Source organism: Halocynthiibacter styelae (assembly GCF_016123485.1).
GTDB lineage: Bacteria > Pseudomonadota > Alphaproteobacteria > Rhodobacterales > Rhodobacteraceae > Halocynthiibacter > Halocynthiibacter styelae.
This window is the reverse complement of the sequence record NZ_JADCKQ010000007.1, coordinates 151,116-170,328: the sequence shown is the minus strand read 5'-3', so window position 1 is coordinate 170,328 and position 19,213 is coordinate 151,116. Positions and strand designations below refer to the sequence as shown.

The 19,213-nt window shown below is 56.4% G+C and carries 18 protein-coding genes; 6 read left to right on the top strand and 12 right to left on the bottom strand.

The features are described 5' to 3' along the window. Positions 1 to 122 precede the first annotated feature (122 nt). Positions 123 to 620: an SspB family protein gene (locus H1D41_RS11145; protein ID WP_107497962.1), complete on the top strand. Its 498-nt coding sequence runs from the start codon at positions 123 to 125 to the stop codon at positions 618 to 620. 313 nt (positions 621 to 933) lie between these two features. On the opposite strand, the gene H1D41_RS11140 is transcribed toward H1D41_RS11145, so the two are convergent. Together H1D41_RS11140 and H1D41_RS11135 are read right to left on the bottom strand one after the other, a co-directional pair. Continuing rightward, positions 934 to 1,089 (bottom strand): hypothetical protein, encoded by a 156-nt coding sequence (locus H1D41_RS11140; RefSeq protein WP_228848976.1) that lies wholly within the window; start codon positions 1,087 to 1,089, stop codon positions 934 to 936. 12 nt (positions 1,090 to 1,101) lie between these two features. Continuing rightward, on the bottom strand, positions 1,102 to 2,022 hold the full coding sequence (locus H1D41_RS11135; protein ID WP_228848975.1) for an AEC family transporter: 921 nt from the start codon (positions 2,020 to 2,022) through the stop codon (positions 1,102 to 1,104). Positions 2,023 to 2,137: 115 nt separating this feature from the next. On the opposite strand from H1D41_RS11135, the gene fumC reads away from it, so the two are divergent. Genes fumC through H1D41_RS11120 form a run of 3 tightly spaced genes read left to right on the top strand, consistent with a single transcriptional unit; the run spans position 2,138 to position 4,017 of the window. After that, the gene (gene fumC, locus H1D41_RS11130) at positions 2,138 to 3,532 is read left to right on the top strand and encodes a class II fumarate hydratase (RefSeq protein WP_228848974.1); all 1,395 of its coding nucleotides are present in this window, start codon (positions 2,138 to 2,140) and stop codon (positions 3,530 to 3,532) included. Positions 3,533 to 3,565: 33 nt separating this feature from the next. Further along, positions 3,566 to 3,754, top strand: coding sequence for a DUF4169 family protein (locus H1D41_RS11125; RefSeq protein ID WP_228848973.1), 189 nt, complete (start codon positions 3,566 to 3,568; stop codon positions 3,752 to 3,754). Further along, positions 3,751 to 4,017 carry a ribbon-helix-helix domain-containing protein gene (locus H1D41_RS11120; protein ID WP_107497966.1) on the top strand — a complete coding sequence of 89 codons (267 nt, stop codon included), beginning with the start codon at positions 3,751 to 3,753 and terminating at the stop codon, positions 4,015 to 4,017. Before H1D41_RS11125 ends, H1D41_RS11120 begins: the two co-directional genes overlap by 4 nt. A 65-nt stretch (positions 4,018 to 4,082) precedes the next feature. Here the strand turns inward: H1D41_RS11120 and H1D41_RS11115 are convergent, their stop codons facing one another. From H1D41_RS11115 to H1D41_RS11105, 3 genes are all read right to left on the bottom strand, one after another. Then, the gene (locus H1D41_RS11115) at positions 4,083 to 5,465 is read right to left on the bottom strand and encodes a cytochrome P450 (protein ID WP_228848972.1); all 1,383 of its coding nucleotides are present in this window, start codon (positions 5,463 to 5,465) and stop codon (positions 4,083 to 4,085) included. Continuing rightward, complete coding sequence (locus tag H1D41_RS11110) at positions 5,462 to 6,682, bottom strand: hypothetical protein (RefSeq protein WP_228848971.1); 1,221 nt, start codon at positions 6,680 to 6,682, stop codon at positions 5,462 to 5,464. The genes H1D41_RS11115 and H1D41_RS11110 overlap by 4 nt, the downstream gene beginning before the upstream one ends. A 121-nt stretch (positions 6,683 to 6,803) precedes the next feature. Next, entirely contained in the window at positions 6,804 to 7,571 is a 768-nt protein-coding gene (locus H1D41_RS11105; RefSeq protein WP_228848970.1) for a cytochrome c biogenesis CcdA family protein, read from the bottom strand. Positions 7,572 to 7,692: 121 nt separating this feature from the next. Between H1D41_RS11105 and H1D41_RS11100 the strand changes: the two genes are divergently transcribed. Further along, positions 7,693 to 7,935, top strand: a complete 243-nt coding sequence (locus H1D41_RS11100) for a sulfurtransferase TusA family protein (RefSeq protein ID WP_228848969.1) — start codon at positions 7,693 to 7,695, stop codon at positions 7,933 to 7,935. A 59-nt stretch (positions 7,936 to 7,994) separates the two neighbouring features. Here the strand turns inward: H1D41_RS11100 and H1D41_RS11095 are convergent, their stop codons facing one another. Beyond that, the gene (locus H1D41_RS11095) at positions 7,995 to 11,144 is read right to left on the bottom strand and encodes an Rne/Rng family ribonuclease (protein ID WP_228848968.1); all 3,150 of its coding nucleotides are present in this window, start codon (positions 11,142 to 11,144) and stop codon (positions 7,995 to 7,997) included. On the opposite strand from H1D41_RS11095, the gene H1D41_RS11090 reads away from it, so the two are divergent. Then, positions 11,125 to 11,334 (top strand): hypothetical protein, encoded by a 210-nt coding sequence (locus H1D41_RS11090; protein ID WP_157947000.1) that lies wholly within the window; start codon positions 11,125 to 11,127, stop codon positions 11,332 to 11,334. The two genes, H1D41_RS11095 and H1D41_RS11090, sit on opposite strands and share 20 nt — an antisense overlap. A 352-nt stretch (positions 11,335 to 11,686) precedes the next feature. Here H1D41_RS11090 and H1D41_RS11085 read toward each other — a convergent pair whose 3' ends face one another. The 6 genes from H1D41_RS11085 to H1D41_RS11060 all read right to left on the bottom strand — a co-directional run bounded on the left by H1D41_RS11085 (position 11,687) and on the right by H1D41_RS11060 (position 18,947). Beyond that, positions 11,687 to 12,586, bottom strand: a complete 900-nt coding sequence (locus H1D41_RS11085; RefSeq protein WP_228848967.1) for a hypothetical protein — start codon at positions 12,584 to 12,586, stop codon at positions 11,687 to 11,689. 9 nt (positions 12,587 to 12,595) lie between these two features. Next, a complete protein-coding gene (locus H1D41_RS11080) occupies positions 12,596 to 13,933 on the bottom strand; it encodes a sigma-54-dependent transcriptional regulator (protein ID WP_107497972.1) in 1,338 nt (445 codons plus the stop codon). A gap of 33 nt (positions 13,934 to 13,966) precedes the next feature. Beyond that, the gene (locus H1D41_RS11075) at positions 13,967 to 15,748 is read right to left on the bottom strand and encodes a sensor histidine kinase (RefSeq protein ID WP_228848966.1); all 1,782 of its coding nucleotides are present in this window, start codon (positions 15,746 to 15,748) and stop codon (positions 13,967 to 13,969) included. An 85-nt stretch (positions 15,749 to 15,833) separates the two neighbouring features. Continuing rightward, positions 15,834 to 16,502, bottom strand: a complete 669-nt coding sequence (gene purQ / locus H1D41_RS11070; RefSeq protein ID WP_228848965.1) for a phosphoribosylformylglycinamidine synthase subunit PurQ — start codon at positions 16,500 to 16,502, stop codon at positions 15,834 to 15,836. Between the two features lie 9 nt (positions 16,503 to 16,511). Beyond that, positions 16,512 to 17,555: a zinc-dependent alcohol dehydrogenase family protein gene (locus tag H1D41_RS11065; protein ID WP_228848992.1), complete on the bottom strand. Its 1,044-nt coding sequence runs from the start codon at positions 17,553 to 17,555 to the stop codon at positions 16,512 to 16,514. 90 nt (positions 17,556 to 17,645) lie between these two features. Next, a complete protein-coding gene (locus H1D41_RS11060) occupies positions 17,646 to 18,947 on the bottom strand; it encodes a reverse transcriptase family protein (RefSeq protein ID WP_228848964.1) in 1,302 nt (433 codons plus the stop codon). Between the last annotated feature and the right edge of the window lie 266 nt (positions 18,948 to 19,213).

Here is a 19,213-nt window from a genome sequence, read left to right as displayed (position 1 = left end):
CGCCCCCTTAGAAATTATGACCCTTTCTGAAGGTCTGATTCAAAGGGCTGTCATTCGCAAAGGAATCAATTATGATTAGGGAAAGTGCCTGACATATAAGGCGGAATAAAAAGAGATTACAGATGTCCGACAGCCCTGAAAACGACAGCATTGATTATGGCAACCTGATGCATGACGCCCTGCGTCTTCTTATCCGTAACGTGCTGACGGACGTTTCTGAAAACGGCCTGCCCGGGGATCATCACTTTTTCATCACCTTTGACACGAACCATCCGGATGCGCGACTCGCAGATTGGCTGAATGATCGCTATCCCGGTGAAATGACCGTGGTTGTGCAGCATTGGTTCGAAAATCTGGATGTTGGTGATGATGGGTTTTCGATTACCCTGAATTTTGGGGATCAGCCCGAACCCTTGTTCATTCCATGGGATTCGCTGGTGACTTTTGTTGATCCCTCTGTCGAATTCGGGTTGCGCTTTGAACATCACAGTGATGACGATGACGACCATGATCCGGATCCTGAAAATGACGAGATCCCGGAAGCCCCCATGGAAGAAAACGCTGAAGACGATACACCGCATGAAGCGGAAGTCGTCAGTCTGGATGCCTTCCGCAAGTAAGGCTCAGGCATGCAAAATCCACCGCATAGGCCTTGCCGGGCCTGTGCGGTTTTTCATTTGCTCATCATCTGGATCATCATTGCCGTTTATAAAAAGGCGGCGCCGCCATCCGGAACCCCACGATTCAGGGTTTTCACCCCTGTGTGAGAAAGCTTTTTCACGGTCCCTGGAGTGTTTTACGCTCCAATCAGGACGTTTCCGTTGGTGCAGGTCTGGTGGCCTGCTGATGTCATGACGCGGTCAAAGATGCCTGTGAGGGATTGAGAAAACGTGAGGTGAGCGTGCGCAGCTGCACAATCGGCGCCCCCTAAGGTTAACAAAACCAGTTTTCCAGTTTTCCAGTTTTCCAGTTTTCCAGTTTTCCAGTTTTCCAGTTTTCCAGTTTTCCAGTTTTCCAGTTTTCCAGTTTTCCAGTTTTCCAGTTTTCCAGTTTTCCAGTGAACTGACGTTGTTCAGAAAACGTCGGCAAGGGGTATCGTCTTTAAAGCGGTAAAAGATACAAAAGTCCGGGCAAAACCAGCATCCCGGCAATCGCCTGCCATGTCATAATATCCGCATACAGCCCTGCATTCCCGCCCATACGCCGCGCGATAATATAACCGTTTGCCGCCGCAGGCACCGCCATGACCATCGCCCCAATCAGCAGTTGCAACGGCACAAGTCCTACCCAGGATCCAAGCAAGATGAAGATCGCGGGGGCCAGCAGCGGACGCAGGATCAGGCCCAGCACGACCAGTGGTCCAACCCGCAACAAACGACGGAAAGTGATGCCGGCCCCCACCGCCAACAGCCCCACACCAAGCGCTGCGCGTCCAATAAAATCAAGGGATTGTGCAATGGGGCCTGGGATGCTCAGACCGGATACACTCAGCGTCAGACCAATGGCACAGGCCTGGACCAGTGGATTTGTCACAATGGTTTTCATCATCACTTTCAGACTGAATTGCCCCGGCCCATAGACGGACAGCATAATGATGTTCACGATATTGATCAGCGGAATCAGAAACGCCATGACGACCGCGATCAATAGGATCCCCTCCTGCCCTGCAATCTGTTCCGCCAGTGCCAGACCAATAAACCCGTTCCAGCGGGTGGCAGACTGGAAAAGAGTGGTGAAAGACGCATCATCCATCCGGCTTTGTGGCAGGATCAGACGCAGCAGGAACATCAGAACGCCAAGGATCACCAAAGTCAGCACCAGCATGGCAATCAGCGGGCCAAAGCGCGACATTTCCAGATCTGATTCTGCGATCGCCCCGATCAGAACCGCCGGAATCAGCAAACGGAAACTCATGACCTCAACCCCGGTCCACTGATCCGCAGGCAGGCCACCACTGACCGCAAGCCCATAGCCACAGAGGATGGTCAGAAAGACCGGCAGAACCAAAAGTGCGAGATCCATAGGCTGTCCTTCATAAATGCGACACAATACCGACGCTTTGCGGATTGGAAATTCTTACCCTCTGCGGTATGAAATGCGCAACCTAAGAACTGGCACCGATCACCGGAGAATGATTATGACCGATACCCGTACCGAAACCGACAGCTTTGGCCCTCTTGAAGTTCCTTCCGACAAATACTGGGGCGCGCAGACACAGCGCAGCCTGATGAACTTCCCGATTGGCTGGGAAAAGCAGCCGGTGGCGATTGTCCGGGCGCTTGGCGTGATCAAACAGGCCTGTGCCGAAGCCAATATGGCCGCCGGTGTTCTGGAAGCCGACAAAGGCAAAGCCATCATTCAGGCCGCTGGCGAAGTGTTTGAAGGCAAGTTTGACGACAACTTCCCGCTGGTTGTCTGGCAGACCGGTTCTGGTACGCAATCCAACATGAACTCTAACGAAGTCATCGCGAACCGCGCGATTGAAATCATGGGCGGTGTGATTGGTTCCAAAGACCCTGTTCACCCGAATGACCATTGTAACATGGGCCAGTCGTCCAACGACACTTTCCCAACCGCCATGCATATCGCAACCGCCATGTCTGTGCGTGATGTTCTGCTGCCGGGTCTCGAAAAACTGCTCGCAGGTCTTGACGCCAAAGCGGAAGAATTCAAAGATATCATCAAGATCGGCCGCACCCACACCCAGGATGCGACCCCTCTGACCCTGGGCCAGGAATTTTCCGGTTATGCCCATCAGATCCGCCAGGGTATTGCGCGCGTAAAAGCCTGCCTGCCTGGCATTTATGAACTGGCACAGGGCGGCACTGCAGTTGGCACCGGGTTGAACACACGTCCCGGCTGGGGTGAAGAAGTGGCTGGCAACATGGCCCGCATCACCGGCCTGCCTTTCGTGACTGCACCAAACAAATTCGAAGCCCTCGCCGCCCATGACGCGATGGTGTTTATGTCTGGTGCGCTGGCGACTGTGGCGGGTTCCGCTTATAAAATCGCCAACGACATCCGTTTCCTGGGGTCTGGCCCGCGTTCAGGCCTGGGCGAGTTGATCCTGCCTGAAAATGAGCCAGGGTCTTCCATCATGCCGGGCAAAGTGAACCCGACTCAGGCCGAAGCCCTGACACAGGTCGCAGCCCACGTCATGGGCAACAATGCCGCGATGACATTTGCTGGCAGCCAGGGCCATTTCGAGTTGAACGTCTATAACCCGATGATGAGCTACAACCTGCTGCAATCCATCCAACTTCTGGGCGATGCTGCCGACAGCTTCACCGAACGTATGCTGAACGGCATTCAGGCCAATGAACCCCGCATCGACAAGCTGATGAAAGAAAGCCTGATGCTGGTCACCGCCCTTGCGCCGACCATTGGTTACGATAACGCAACAAAAGTTGCCAAAACCGCGCATAAAAATGGTACAACCCTGAAAGAAGAAGCGATTGCTCTGGGATTTGTGGATGAAAAAACCTTTGACGAGGTCGTCCGCCCTGAACAGATGATCGGCCCGAAAGCGTAACGAAAAGTTTAACCGGTCAGGGGTGGAACCAGGATGGCGAAGCTCATAAATCTAAACCGGGCCCGTAAACAGCGGGCCCGCGACGCCAAACGTGATAAATCAGCGGAAAATGCTGTAGATCATGGGTTGAGCAAGGCGGAAAAACGCCTTATGGCCACACGCAATACGCGGGCACAAAAGATGCTCGATCAACACAAACACGAAGACGACCACGACGCATGAACAGCTACATTGATACACGGCCTAAAAAACGTTCACTGACCCTGAAGGGTCACCGGACATCTGTTACGCTGGAGGATGATTTCTGGCGGGCGTTTCGGGCGATCGCCTCTGAAAAATCTGTTGCGGTAAATACGCTTGCAGCAGAAATTGACGCAGAGCGTGGCACAGAATCTGGCCTGGCTACGGCCATCCGCCTTTATGTTCTGCGCCACTTTCAGGCAATCGCAAATGATCAGACACAGCCCCAGGCACAAGCCAGCTGATATCTGACACCAGACACAAAAAAACCGGTCATTGTATGCGCAATGGCCGGTTTTTTTGTATGTATTCAGTGTGCAGCATCCCTGCGTTCAAGGCGCAACCAAATGCCATCCTTTGACCGCACCGTCAGATGCGCAACAGGCACCGGTTCACGCCCTTCTGCGCGCGCAATGCGGAAGTTCTTCAGGATCATTGACAGGATCAGCGGCCCTTCTGCCATTGCAAACCCCGCGCCTGTGCAGACACGACTGCCGGCGGAAAACGGGATCCAGGCGTTGCGCATGCACTCCCGGCCATTTTCCGTGTCCCAACGTGTGGGATCAAATCCATCCGGATTTTCCCACAGGCGCTCATGGCGATGCAGATGCCAGGGCGAAATCACCACCTGCGCGCCCGGATCAATGTCACGATCCCGAAAGCGTTCCGGGCAGGTATTCTGGCGCACCATCATCGGCACAGGCGGATAAAGGCGCAGGGATTCGCGGAACACATCGCGGCTGACGCGCAGGGTTTTCAACGCTGAGAATTCGGGATTTTCCAGATCAGCCGCCTCTTGTGCGATCTTTTCCTGCCATTCCGGATACAGCGCCATCAGATACAGCGTCCAGGCCAGCGCCGACGCGCTGGTTTCATGCCCTGCAAGAAAGAAGATCGCCACCTGATCAACCATTTCCTCAGTCGTGAATTTTTCGCCGGTCTGCGGATCTGTTGTGGTCATAATCTTGGTCGCAAGATCATCTGGCGCAGTGCCTGCCTCAATCGCTGCCATACGTTCAGACGTCAGCTGTGTGATCAGATTGCGGATATTGGCGGCGGCCTGGCGGGTGTCTTTGCGAAACAGGCGCGGCATCCAGTCTGGCAGCGGCACAAAAGCCGCGATATTCAGGATCGGCTGACTGCGCTGATAATCACGAAACCGGGTGAAGACCTCGCGCGCGATTTCATGTTCAATCGGGATTGAAAACAGGGTGCGGAAGATCACATCGGCAGCGGCGTGGCTGGTCTCTTCCTCAATCTCAAGCGGCACGCCCTGCCCGACCTCAGCGCGTGCATTCAGACGCGCCACACAGGCCTCTGCCGCGTCCACCATCGCAGGCCAGGTTTCCCGCAAACGCCCGCCTTCAAACGACGGATCAATGATGCGACGCTGACGTTTCCAGGTCTCGCCATTTGTCAGAAAGACGGAATTGCCCAGAAGCGGGCGCAGGCCTTCGGAAATACGGCTTGATTTGGGAAAATCATCCGGGCGCTTCTTCAGAACTTCATCAATCAGTTCCGGCTGATTGATCATATAGCTGCGGAAAAACGGCGTCTTAAACGCCGCCATCCAGGCCCGGTACAGGCGCTGTGGCTGGGCCGACAGAATATCCTGGCGGAACAGTTTCACATACCGCCAGAGCGTCACCTTATCCGGGCGCGCCGGGGGTTTTGGGGGGATCTCATCGTTCATGTCATATCCTTAAACGGCGAGAGCGGGGTTTCCAGACGTGACTTTGACGCAGGACGATCTTTGTAACGATCCCAAAGCGTTACCGGGCCAGCCGTGATCTGGAAGTAATCGTAATCTTTTGGCGCATCAAAGGCGCAGAGATACTGGAAATGCAGTCGGAAAAACCGCCAGCGCAATTCCTGCCAGCGCGCCGGTGTCAGGCTTTGGGTGAAAGCGGCGGAAAACACCAGCGGCCAGTGTTTCTCATCCGGCGCTACGCCGGTCACTGCAACCGGATCACACAGGGCAAAGGCGCAGCCATCCCCCGGGGCTGTCACATCAACCCAGGGGATCTTTTTCTGCCCGGCCATAAAGTGCAGATCAGCCCGTAAGCGACTGGCATTTTTAAGAAATGACACCATAGGCACCACCTGACCAAGGGTCAGGAAGGACAGTACCGGTGCATCGGCTCGATATTCATCGGCCCGCAGCAGATCCGCCAGCAAAGACACGCCGATATGCGCGCCAGAACTGTGACCGACTACAAGAATTTCATCATAATCCTGCGTCAGGGCCTCGCGCAGGCGGCCCCTGAATTCATCAAGCTTAGCTTCCAGTTCCGGCGGGCTGGCTCCATGGTTACGGGCGGACCAGGAATAGTCGTGCATCAGGTAATAAGCGAACAGCTTATTGTCGATCTTACGGAAGAAGCGCAGGGTGAACATCACGGTGGTCAGAAGCACCGGCCAGAAGGCCAGCCCATGGATCAGCCAGGACGTCAGCGTGCCAATCCCCCACCCCAGAAACAGGCCCACGATCAGTTGCAGCGTCAGCATGAAGATCGGATAAAGCGCCGCGATCATCGGGCCTTTGCGGGTTTTCAGCAATCTGCCGAACGCACCAGATCCGATATAAGTCCAGGCGGTGCGGGCCAGCATCAGATAGGTGCGCGGGATGTTCTGTGTCATCGTGTCTTTGACGATGTCGGACCAGACCAGCACCTCAAAATCCGCATGCACATCCTGGTCATCAATTCTGGCATCCACCTGCCAGCCATAGGGGCCGCCGGATTTCGCGGCTTTCAGGGCGATGTCATACCCTGTGATCTCTGCCTGCGCGGAACTTTCCTTGCGGTAAAGCTCGCGGTAGCGGCGGGGATGAAAAGGATCATAACCCGGCAGATAAAAGATCTTACGTCTGCGCACGGGGGTGGCAGAGGATTGCGTGTCTTCAGACATATTGTGGGCACCATTGATCGTCACCCCGCTTTGATAAACCGGGAACAGGGTGAGATTAAGTTAAATTCGTGATGTGCCCGCCGTTGCACCGATGATCTGCGGCATTTGCGCCGCAGAAGGGTTAACCAAAGGCCTGAAGAACCGGGAATTTCTCATTGATCCAGAGGGCAAATTCCGTGAACTGCCCCGTCGCCATCATCAGGCCCACCGTCCAGAGCAACAAACCCATGGTGGCCTCAATCCGACCCATGTGGCGTTTCATCCAGTTCATAAGACCCTTAAGGCGCGGGAAGAAGGCCGCAACCAGCAGGAACGGAATACCAAGCCCAAGGGCATAGAAGCCCAGCAGAAGGACGGAACGGGCGGCATCGCCTTCCATCATCGCCATCGTGCTGATCGCGCCCAGGATCGGGCCAAGGCATGGCGACCAGCCAAAGGCAAAGGCCAGACCCAGGATAAAGGCACCAAAGGCTGATCCACCCTGATCACCAGCATCAATACGGGCTTCGCGGTCCATGAACTTAATCCGGAACACGCCGACAAAATGCGCGCCCATAATCATGATCACGATACCGGCGATGGTCATGAACAACGTCTGATTCTGGATCAGGAACCGTCCGGCAAAAGATGCCGCCAGCCCCATCATCAGAAAGACGACAGACAGACCCATAACGAAAAACACGGCGGCCAGAAGGACTTTGCCACGCCCCTTTGCCTGACCGGTGTCATCGCCTGACATCTCTGTCATGCTGATCCCGCTCATATAGGCAAGGTAGGGCGGCACAATCGGCAGCACACAGGGGCTGAGAAAGGAGATCAGTCCACCCGCCAGTGCGATGAACAATGAAACCAGCAGAGAGGCGTCAAAAATATGGGTCGCGTCAAGCACGGGGCGTCCTTTCAAAGATCAATATGCGGGTATGTCTTTACCGCTCTCGTTATTTAGGCGAAACACGGCAGAAGGTCACGCTGCAGAATGTCACAATGGCGTGCACAAGAGGAGAGCCGGGATGACAGAAAAACCAAAGGCCGATCTGGACGTGGATGCCATCGGGTTGCTTTGCCCCCTGCCCGTGCTGCGCGCGGCCAAACGTTTGCGTGGGCTGAAGCCTGGTCAGGTGCTGCGCCTGGAAACAGATGATCCTGCAGCGGTGATTGATGTGCCGCATTTCTGCAATGAAAGCGGGCATGTGTTGCTGGACCAGGAGGCGGGCGAAAACGCCCATATCTGGTGGATCCGCCATAAGGGTTAAAAACCTGAAGACACAAAAGAAAACGCCGGGCTGTTGACCCGGCGTTTCTTATTTTCAGATCAGCTGCCCATAGACCACCAGCCGCGCCGTTTTGGCTTGGGTGGTTCGTCATTCGCCGGGGCTTCTTCTGTCACGACTTCCGCCACAGGTTCGGCCACCACTTCTTTGGGGGCTTCTTCCGCAACAGGCGCAGCTTCAACCACTGCTGGTTCTTCTGCAGCCGCTGGTGCGACAGGTTCCGCCGGGGTTTCCTCAGCTGCCACTGCTTCCGCAGGGGCTTCTTCCGCGACAGGTGCCGCAACAGGCGCTTTCTTACGGGTGCGACGCGGCTTTGGCTTTTCGGCTTCAGCGGGTGCCTCTTCCGCAGCTTCCGCTGGTGCGTCAGTCGCGGCTTCTACAGGTGCTTCCACCTCTTCCACCTTCTTACGGCGCGTGCGGCGTTTCTTCGGCTTTTCTTCGGCCTCTGCTTCCGCGGCTTCCGGAGTTGCCTCTTCCGCAGGTGCTTCAGTCACCTCATCGGTTTTCTTACGACGGGTCCGGCGCGGCTTTGGCTTTTCTTCCTCAGCAGGTGCCTGTTCCGCAGCCTCAGAAGACACTTCAGCCGGGGGTTCTGCATCCGCAGCAACAACTTCGGTATCCGCTTTCTTACGACGGGTCCGGGTGCGTTTCTTCGGCTTTTCTTCTGCGTCAGCTACCACAGGGGTTTCTTCTGCAGGCTTGCCCTCAGACGTTGCCTCAGCACCCTCTTCGCTGACCTCATCAGACTTGCGGCGACGACGGCGGCGTTTTGGCTTTTCTTCAGACTGTTCAGCTGCATCCGGAGTTTCCGTAGCATCCGCAGGGGTTTCGGTTGCATCCTCAGAAGCAGCGTCCCCTTCTTCAGAGGTTTCGCCTTCCTGGCCTTCAGCACCTTCACCACGGCGACCACGGCCACCACGACGGCGGGAACGACGACGGCGTTTGCGCTTTGGCGCATCCTCATCATCACCCTCTTCGGTGGTCTCAGCTTCGTCCGCTTCCACAGCCTCGTCGATGTCTTCCATCATCTCAATACTGCCGGTGACAACTTCGGCCTCAGCAGGTTTCACACGACGGGTCGCGGTTTTGAAACGCTCGATGGTGAAATCCGGGCTGGTCAGATGCGGATCGGCCTCAAGGCGGATCGAAATGCCATAGCGGGTTTCGATGTCTGAGATATGTTCACGTTTGTTGTTGAACAGATAGTTGATCACCGCAATCGGCGCTTTCAGCAGGACTTCGCGGGACCGCTTGCGCACGCCCTCTTCTTCCAGCGCACGAAGAATGGTCAGGGCCAGGTTGTCATCGGAACGGATCAGACCGGTGCCGTGACAATGGGCGCAAGGCTGTGTTGTGGCCTCAAGCATGCCCGGGCGCAGACGCTGGCGGGACATTTCAAGCAGACCAAAGCCGGAAATACGACCAACCTGAATGCGGGCACGATCGGTTTTCAGACGGTCTTTCAGACGCTTTTCAACCGCGTTGTTGTTGCGGCGTTCATCCATATCGATGAAGTCGATCACGATCAGACCAGCAAGGTCACGCAGACGCGCCTGACGGGCCACTTCTTCTGCGGCCTCAAGGTTAGTCTTCAGCGCGGTTTCTTCAATGGACCCCTCTTTGGTCGCCCGACCAGAGTTCACATCCACCGCCACAAGGGCTTCGGTCACGTCAATCACGATGTAACCACCGGATTTCAGCTGAACCGTTGGGTTGAACATGCCGGCCAGGTAGTTTTCAACCTGGAAACGGGCGAACAACGGCAGTTGTTCCTTATAGCGTTTCACGTTTTTCGCGTGAGACGGCATGATCATTTTCATGAAATCTTTGGCGGTGCGATACCCTGCTTCGCCATCCACGATTACTTCGTCAATGTCGCCATTGTACAGATCACGGATCGTGCGTTTGATCAGGTTGCCTTCTTCATAAATCTTGGCGGGCGCGATGGATTTCAGCGTCAGTTCGCGGATCTGTTCCCACATGCGTTGCAGGTATTCGTAATCGCGTTTGATTTCGCTTTTGGTACGCTGCGCACCGGCCGTGCGCACAATCAGACCCGCGCCCTGTGGCACGTCGATCTCATTGGCGATCTCTTTCAGTTTCTTACGGTCAGCAGCGTTGGTGATCTTACGGGAAATCCCGCCACCACGGGCGGTGTTTGGCATCAGAACGCAATAGCGCCCCGCCAGAGACAGGTAAGTTGTCAGCGCCGCACCCTTGTTGCCGCGTTCCTCTTTCACAACCTGCACCAAAAGGATCTGGCGTACTTTCACCACTTCCTGGATTTTATAGCGGCGCGGGCGTGGTTTGCGTGGGCGGCGGACTTCGGCCTGAACATCGTCATCTGCAACAGATTCGATGGTTTCGTCTTTGTCTTTGGCTTCCGGGCGCTCGGCTTCGTCCCCGTCGTCGTCAGACGCATCTGCGTCATCAGAAGAACTGTCTTGTGCAGAAGTTTCTTCGGTTTCAGTTGCTTCAGCCGTGTCCTCAGCAACAGCTTCGACAGATGCAGCCTCTTCAGCTGTCGCGTCTTCCGCAGGCGCGTCAACAGCATCAACAGTTGTTTCAACCGCTTCAGCAACGGTTTCCTCAGCAACTTCGGCGGTGTTTTCGGTTGCGGTTTCTGCCTCTGCAGCGGTGTCTTCTTCAGAACCGGCTTCAGGGGTTTCAACAGGGGTTTCCCCGACCAGCTCCATAGGGGAGCTGCCTTCAACATCGTCACGATCATCGTCCAGATCCACAACTTCCATGCCGGAAGGTGCATCTGTCTCAGTCACTTCGCGCGTTTCAACCGCATCGGTGTTTTCCGCTTTCGCAGCAGCCGATTTACGGCGACGGCGACGGCGTGGCTTTTCTTCAGACTGCGCATCACGTGCATCGTCTTCGGCGCGCATCGCATCTGCATATGCACGTTCTTCTTCCATCAGAGCTTCGCGATCCGCGAGCGGGATCTGATAGTAATCCGGGTGAATTTCTGAAAACGCCAGGAAACCATGGCGGTTTCCGCCGTAGTCCACAAAAGCCGCCTGCAGGGAAGGTTCAACACGTGTGACCTTCGCCAGGTAAATATTACCTGCTAGCTGGCGCTTATTTTCACTTTCAAAGTCGAATTCCTCAACTTTGTTTCCGTCAACCACAACAACGCGGGTCTCTTCCGCGTGGGTGGCATCGATGAGCATCTTTTTTGCCATTGAATTGTCTTGCAGAGCAGCGACGCAGGCCGGGGCACGCGAAGGCGTGTCGACCGGCGGTCTGTTCTGCTTTGTCCTGATTGGGCGTACGGGGTGCTGCAAATACCGGCGCGGGGAAGCATTGCTTCCCTGTCACGTCGCCCTTGTGCTGCACTGCCTCGCATCGCGTTTCTCTCTGACGTCTTTGTGACGCCTGTTTATGTGCTCTGCGCATCTCGCGGGTTTGTCAGCGCCCGCAGGGCCAGAAGCTGTATCCGGTTGCCGGTTTGTCTGATCATCTGTCGTCAGATCTGTCGGTAACCACATCAGTCTGCCGGAAGCTGGCGTTTGTCGCCCTGCCCCTGGCAGTGAATTCCATCGGCGCACACCTATAGCCGCCGTATGTGCAACATAGTGTCATATACCGGTTAATTACAATGGCAAAACGAACAGAATGTTTTCCTTTGCACAATTCGCAATTCCGGGAATGCAAAACGGCGTGCCTGTGTGTGGCACGCCGCTGGTATAATTCACGATGGGTTAAGCAGATGTGAACGCCGGATTTACAGGCCCAGCCATTTCGCGGGGCTGTCCCAGTGGTCCGTTAATTCATCTGTCACACCCCAGCGGTGGTTGGACAGGAACGGAAAGAACGGATACATCAGAACGCTGCGCTGCGCATATTGCATACGCAGGTGGATTTCCTCACGCTCTGGCAACCAGTTCTGCGGATCGCGGACAGAAACGATCATGCTGTGCACAGAAGAAGGCGGCACCACGGCACCGGGATCAAGTCCCAGAGCTTCCGGGTTCAACTGATCCGTTGGGAAACGCATAAAGATCACAAGGTCAATCACCACAGGTGCGCTGATGGCTTGCGGTTCATAGATATTCGGCCGCGGGCTGATCACGTGCTGAAGGTTGAGGGACGCCAGATCAACAGGCTGGCGCAGATCAAGTGCTGCCACATCTTCCGGCAAAAGCGCATAAAGCCCCTTCTGGTCTTCCGAAAGGTAGATCTCTGCGCAAACTGAATAGCAAAAATAGCGCCCTTCGCTGATCACCAGGATGTTCTTTCCCCGGATCGTCGTCTTTTCCCCAAAGACATTATGCGCCGGCATCAACCGGGCTTCACGTTCAAAGGCCCGTTTATCCAGATATACTGGCAAGGTCGCGATCAACAGAATACAGCCCAGAACAATCAGACTGTACAGGATGGATAACCGCAACAGGGACAGGGCATAGAACACAGCGCCTGTGTAGATAAACAGCGCCCCTGCACCGGCCCAGATCATACGATGTGCATCCGGGCTGAGGCCGGGCGAAACACCGCCCGACGTCATGGCTTTCGCCATCGCGGCCAGGGCTGCGTATCCCAGCATCCAGCAAATCGCCAGGGGAATGCCGATCCACAGCCAAAGCCGGAACCAGCGTGCCCCTGTCACGTTCTGCAAAGTCGCCATTCTGCGCCCTTACCCCAGATAATCTGACCGCTGCAGACCGTATTTCGCCATTTTCTCATTCAGGGTGCGGCGTGGCAGGCAGAGTTCTTCCATCACATTCACGATAGATCCTTTATGGCGGCGCATGGTGTTGTCGATCAGCATGCGCTCAAAGGCTTCGACATATTCTTTCAACGGCTTGCCTTCGGTCGTCATCACCGGTTGCGCGTCATCATCATCGGCCATCAGAAGGCTTGCGATGGTGCCCGAACCGCGACGGTTCTGCAGCACGGCGCGCTCTGCCACATTGATCAGCTGACGGATATTGCCCGGCCATGGGGCCTGCAGCAGTTGCGCCGCTTCCTGGGCGGAAACTTCTGGTGCCGGGCAGCCATATTCTTCGGCAAACTGTTCGGACAGACGGGAAAACAACAGCAGAACATCGTCATCACGGGCGCGCAGCGGTGGCAGCGTGATTTTCAGCGCAGCCAGGCGGAAGTACAGATCCGGGCGCAGGGCGTCTTCCAGGGTCTTGCCCGCTTCCTGCAGGTTGGAAATCGCGATCACCCGGGTTTCGGCCGGGTTGCCCTGATCGTTGATGAAGGTCAGCAAACGCGCCTGAGCGGCCTGGGACAGAGTTTCAATATCTTCCAGAACCAGCGTGCCACCACGGGCGGCTTCCACAAGCGGGATAGAGCCGCCATCATCATCCATCGGACCAAAGAGCGTTTTCAGAAGGGCTTCTTCCTCAAGCGCGGCACAGGACAGCAGGATAAACTTCTTACCCGCGCGCGGGCCAACCGCATGCAGCGCATGGGCAACAAGGGATTTACCCGTGCCGGTTTCACCCTCAATCAGCACGTGACCATCGGCCTGCCCCAGATCAAGAATATCTTCGCGCAGACGCTGCATCGCATCAGAAGACCCGATCAGTTTCTTCATGATCGTGCCGCCGTCAGACAGCTCTTTGCGCAGAGCCCGGGAATCCAGCGTCATGCGGCGGCGTTGGGTGGCTTTCTTGGCCAGTTCGGTCATCCGATCCGGGTTGAAAGGCTTTTCAAGGAAATCCCAGGCCCCCAAACGCATGGCCTCAACCGCCATCGGCACATCGCCATGCCCCGTAATCATGATCACAGGCAGGCCGCTGTCGATGCTCATCAGCTTTTTCAGGAACTGCATGCCGTCCATACCCGGCATACGGATGTCAGACACCACAACGCCTGGATAATCCGGACCAAGGCCTTTCAGCGCCTCTTCTGCAGACGCAAAGGTTTCTGTGTCAAAACCAGACAGTGCAAGCCACTGGCTGATGGACTGACGCATGTCCCGTTCATCATCCACGATCGCAATTTTCATAGCCTGTGCCATTTACTTCACTCCTGCCCGGTATACGGGCTTTTCTCAGCTCTTGTCCTGCGCGGGGGCGGTTGCCGATGTTTCTGCCCCGAGGGTCGGAAGATGCAGAACAAAGACCGCGCCGCCTTCAGCGCTGTTATGTGCAGTTAAGCGTCCGCCGAAGTCGGCTGCAATCCCGGAAGAGATCGCAAGCCCCAGACCAACGCCGTCGCCAGGTTCTTTGGTGGTGTAAAACGGTTCAAACAGGCTTTCGAGATCTTCAATCCCCTCGCCGTTGTCGCGAATGGTCAGGGTCACCTGATGTCCGGCAGACAGAACAATTTCGATGCGTGGTTCGGATGTGAATTTGGTCGCATCCACCGCATTGCGCAGAAGGTTGATCAGAACCTGTTCAAGCCGCAGCGGATCCGCCAGAACCATGGCCGGATCGCGGGGCAGACCGGATTTGATTTCAATCTGGCGCTGCTTCAGCTGAGGTTCCATCATTTCCAGGGCTGCATTCACGCAAACCCTTGAATCTATGGGTTCAAACGTTTCTTTGCTTTTGCGCGCGTAAGATTTCAGCTGACGGGTAATCGCCCCCATCCGTTCAATCAGATCATCAATCCGGTAGAAAGACGACATGGCTTCTTCCGGGCGTTTGCGCTGCAACAGCAACCGTGCCCCGGCAAGGTATGTTTTCATCGCCGCCAGCGGCTGGTTCAGCTCATGGCTGACCGCTGCGGACATCTCACCAAGGGCGGCAAGTTTCGAACTTTGCGCCAGGGTTTGTTCCGCAGTTTTAAGGTTCTTTTCCACCCGTTCACGTTCGGCAATTTCCCGCTGCAACTGACTGTTCAGCGCGCGCAGTTCCGCCGATTCCTGCTGGAACATCCGCAGCTTGCCGGTTGTGCGGCGGCTCATCAGATAGAAGGTCAGGGTCAGCAGCATGGCAAACCCCATAATCTCAATCGCGAGAAACCCGTTCACGCGTTCCCGCACAGAGGCAAAAGAGGTGAAAGAGGCAATGCGCCAGCCCTGAAACGGCAGGCGCGCTTCAAGGCGCAACACAGCCGCCCCTTCAAGCCAGGCATCCGGGGGTTCTGCCCAGTCCACCGTCGCCTGAAAGGCCCGGGTCAGTGCCGAGGGCACAGACTGCACTTCAAGCGCGTCAGCTTCCTGCAACCCCCGCCAGCGCGGTTCAGTTGCCAGCAGGATCGTGCCTTCACTGTCGGTCACAAAAACCGCATCCGAAATACCGGCCCAGGCGGTCTGGAATTTATGCAGGTCAACTTCCACCACGATCACACCAACGGTCTGATCCCCCTGCTCCATCCGGCGCGACCAGGTGAACCGTGGTGTCACCACATCCGGATTTCCGGCGGAAAACAGTGTGTCGTTGCTGCGGATCGCATCAATGAAAAAACGTTCACTGCGCATCGAAGTGCTGATCATATTGCGATCAGTTGAAGCAACGGTGCGCCCATCGGAATCCAGCATAAAGATATTCGCTGCCCCGATTTCATCGTCATATGAAATCAGGCGTTGGCTGGATTGTGAAAAATCACCGGATTGCAGGGCACCGATCAGCGCCGGATCACGGGCCAACAGCTGTGGCACAATCGCATTGCGGCGCAGTTCAGACAGAAGGTTCCCGGAATACAGCGCCAGGCGCAATTCGCCCCGGTTGCGGGTGGATTCTGTGAAACGTTCAGTCAGGAACAGATTGCTGACCCAGACAACAACAACCGCAAAGGCGAAGAACGCGCCAACAAGCAGCCGCATCCGCCAGGACAGCTGAGAGGATTTCTTTGCACGCAGCTCTATTGGGGTTTGTTCCGTAATCATGCCGCGAACCTAGGCGCATTTGACAGGGGCGACAACCACAAGCCCCCCAAGCCGCCCCGCAAGGCGGCTTTCAGCCTCTGGCCGGTCAGGCGGTTTCAAAAAGACCGGCAAGACCTTTGAACATAGGCGCACCTTCAACGGAACCATGGCCCTCGTCAGATGCGCGCTCCGGATGAGGCATCATGCCCAGAACCCGGCGGTTTTCAGACAGAATACCCGCGATATCATCTGCCGCGCCATTCGGGTTGTCGGTGTATGTAAAGGCGATACGGTCTTCCGCCTTCAGACGCGCCAGCGTGTCAGCATCCGCGTTATAGTTGCCATCATGGTGCGCGATTGGCACGTTGATGACGTCGCCTTTGGCCCATTCAGATGTGAAAGCGCTGTCCGCAGTTTCCACTTTCAGACCAACGGTTTTGCAGATGTACTTCAGCCCCGCATTGCGCAGCAGCGCGCCTGGCAGAAGACCGGTTTCGGTCAGGATCTGGAAGCCGTTACAGACGCCAAAGACGTACCCGCCCTTATTGGCGAAATCGACAACGGACCGACAGATCGGGCTTTGCGCCGCAATCGCGCCACAACGCAGGTAATCGCCAAAGCTGAACCCGCCCGGAATACCAACAAAATCCAGCCCATCCGGCAGGGTTGTATCCTTGTGCCACACCATGGTGACATCCATCCCCTGGGCTTCCAGAGCCACTTTCAGGTCACGGTCGCAGTTGGACCCGGGAAATACGATAACGGCGGCTTTCATGGCAGGCTCCTATCGGGAAAAATCAGTGATCACGGCCACACCCGGCGGGGTGAGACCATTGAAGGCTGCAACTTCGTCGCTGGCCTGTGAGAGGGTGATTTCGCGCGCAACAAGGGGGGAAAGATCCACCTGCCCCGCGTCAATCATGTTCAAAAGAGACGGATAACGCCAGCCCGGCATGCCGCGCGTGCCAAACAGCGCAAGCTGCCCGGAATAAAGCGCATCCATCGGCAGGGTCATTTCCGTATGTTTGCCCGCAGGCATACCCACCTGAACCATCCGGCCCAGTTTGCGCAGGCATTGCATGGCGGCACGTGTGGTGGTCTCAATCCCCAGGGCTTCAATCGCCAGATGCGCCCCGCCCCCGGTCAGATCGCGGATCGCGGCAGGCGCATCAGCCTCAGCGGAATTCACCACGTGATCTGCGCCCAGGCTTTTGGCAAAGCTCAGCTTTTCAGGCACGATATCAACACAGATAACCCGCGCCCCAATGGCTTTCGCCAGCAGAAGCGCAGACAGGCCAACACCGCCCGTTCCAAACACCGCAACCCATTCGCCAGGTGCCAGTGCTGCGCGATCCGTCAACGCATGCCAGGCGGTGGTCGTGCGACAGCCAAGCGCAGCAGCCAGGGTCACATCAATGCTGTCCGGCAGACGGGCCAGATTGCCATCGGCCTGAGGCACCGCAATATATTCCGCAAACGCGCCGGGATGGGTGAAACCAGGAACCGCCTGGGTCGGACAGGTTGTCTGATGACCGGCGGCGCAGGACGGGCAACGATTACAGGCCAGAATAAAAGGCGCAATCACGCGATCGCCGACCTTCCAGTCCCGACACTGCGCGCCGGTTTCGATCACTTCACCGCAATATTCATGCCCCGGGATCTGGCCCAGTTTGACATCGGGATCAGAACCATTCCAGGCATGCCAGTCAGATCGGCAAACCCCACAGGCCAGCACCCGCAACACAACACCATCCACAGGGCAGACAGGATCTGCAACCTGACCAAGGGTCAGAGGGGCATTAAACTCTGTGATCTGCGCTGCAAGCATTGCGTGTAAACCGCCAGGGATCTGTGAAGACTTGCGGGCGGCATAGACTGTGGAAGGCGTGGGATCAAGAGAAGATACCACGCGCGCGGGCTATGCTGTGATTTTCTGCGCCTCTGCCCGCCCCAGAAGCGTTAACAGTTTCTCACCCCGTATGGGGTTAAGGTGGCGGAGCCACTGAATACGGCCGATCAGCCGCGCGCGGTAATGCGGATCAGAAAGACGCAGATCACCGGGCCTGCCACAGGCGTGAATTTCGGCCTTCAGCTGATCAAATTCAGCCCGCCGCATATTCAGATGCGCATTCACGACAATGCCGGTCACCACTTGTCGCCCGCCCGACGGCATCACCCGGACTTTCCCGGGATTGCTGCGAAACCCTTCATCCCGAATGATCTCAGGCACCAATTTCAAAAGCCCCCGTCCAAGACCCGCAGGTCCGGAAAACGTCAGATCGTCGACGTATCGCGTGTAGCTTGCCCCAAGTTTTGTGGCGAGGGCGTTCAGGCGGCAATCAAGATTGAACAACAGAATATCCGCCAGCGCAGGGGACGTGGGTGCGCCCTGGGGTAGATGTGGAATGCGGTAAAGCTGCCGCATCGCGAAAGGAAACTGTACCAGAACATCAGGCGCCGTTTCTGTTGTGCACAGCCCCGCCAGTAATCTGGTCACAGCTTCGGGGTAGCCCAGATGGCGAAACACACCAAAGACCCATGCAAAAGAAACAGAGGGGAAGAAATCAGCCAGATCGAAACAGACAACTTCATCGCGACCGCAATGCAGGCGTGCCGCATCCGCGCATCCCTTGCCCGGGGCGAACCCATATGCGGCCTCATGCACCGGAATTTGACGCAGAATCCCTTGCAGGATTTGTCGTTGCACAGCTTTCAGCTGCGATTTCGGTGCCTCGATCAGGCGGTGTCCCCCCGATTTTTTAGCCTCAGCAACGGCGTGATAGTGCCGAATGGTTCTGTAGGCATGGCAGGCGTAACGCCCATCCACATCCGCAAGGTAGTTCAGACGGTCCTCCGGCAATGGCAGCCAATCCGCAAAATCGCCCGGCGTATCCAGATGTGGCACCTCCGGCCGGCCCAGCCCAGATGCAGGCTGCATCCGCGTTTGTGTCAGCACCGGCGCAGGCCAAATCGCTTGCTTCGCGCAATGACGATACAGGCGTTCAAAGGTGGGCCTGCCACGCAAGCCCGCCACCAGCTGCCGTTCCGGCGGAGCAACAGGGCCAGGAAAGGTCTGCAGAAGTTCGGCTGTCAACCGTGCTGAGAGAGCTTTCTGCTGCCCGGGCAATCGCTGCAACAGGCATTGCGACAACTCTGTTTCTGACCAGCGGGGTGCCAGCAAAGATGGGGCAAGGCTTGATGCAAATTGTGTCCGGTTCATGATCCGAATTCCAGAAAGTCTAAATAAAATAAAGAAACACAACCAAACAAAACGCAGCACACGATTTCCGCCAACCTGGTTCTGCGTGCCGGGAGGTGGGTGAAAGCCCACGCGCCGGCGCGCCCCGAATTGCATCGTATTAAAATCAGACGGGGATACCCCGCCCTGCACCCTTAACGGGCACGTTCCGGAAACCGGCACTGCCCTCTGTATCTGCACCGAAACGCTGTAATTTCAAAGATATTTTTCCAACAAAAAAGCCGCCC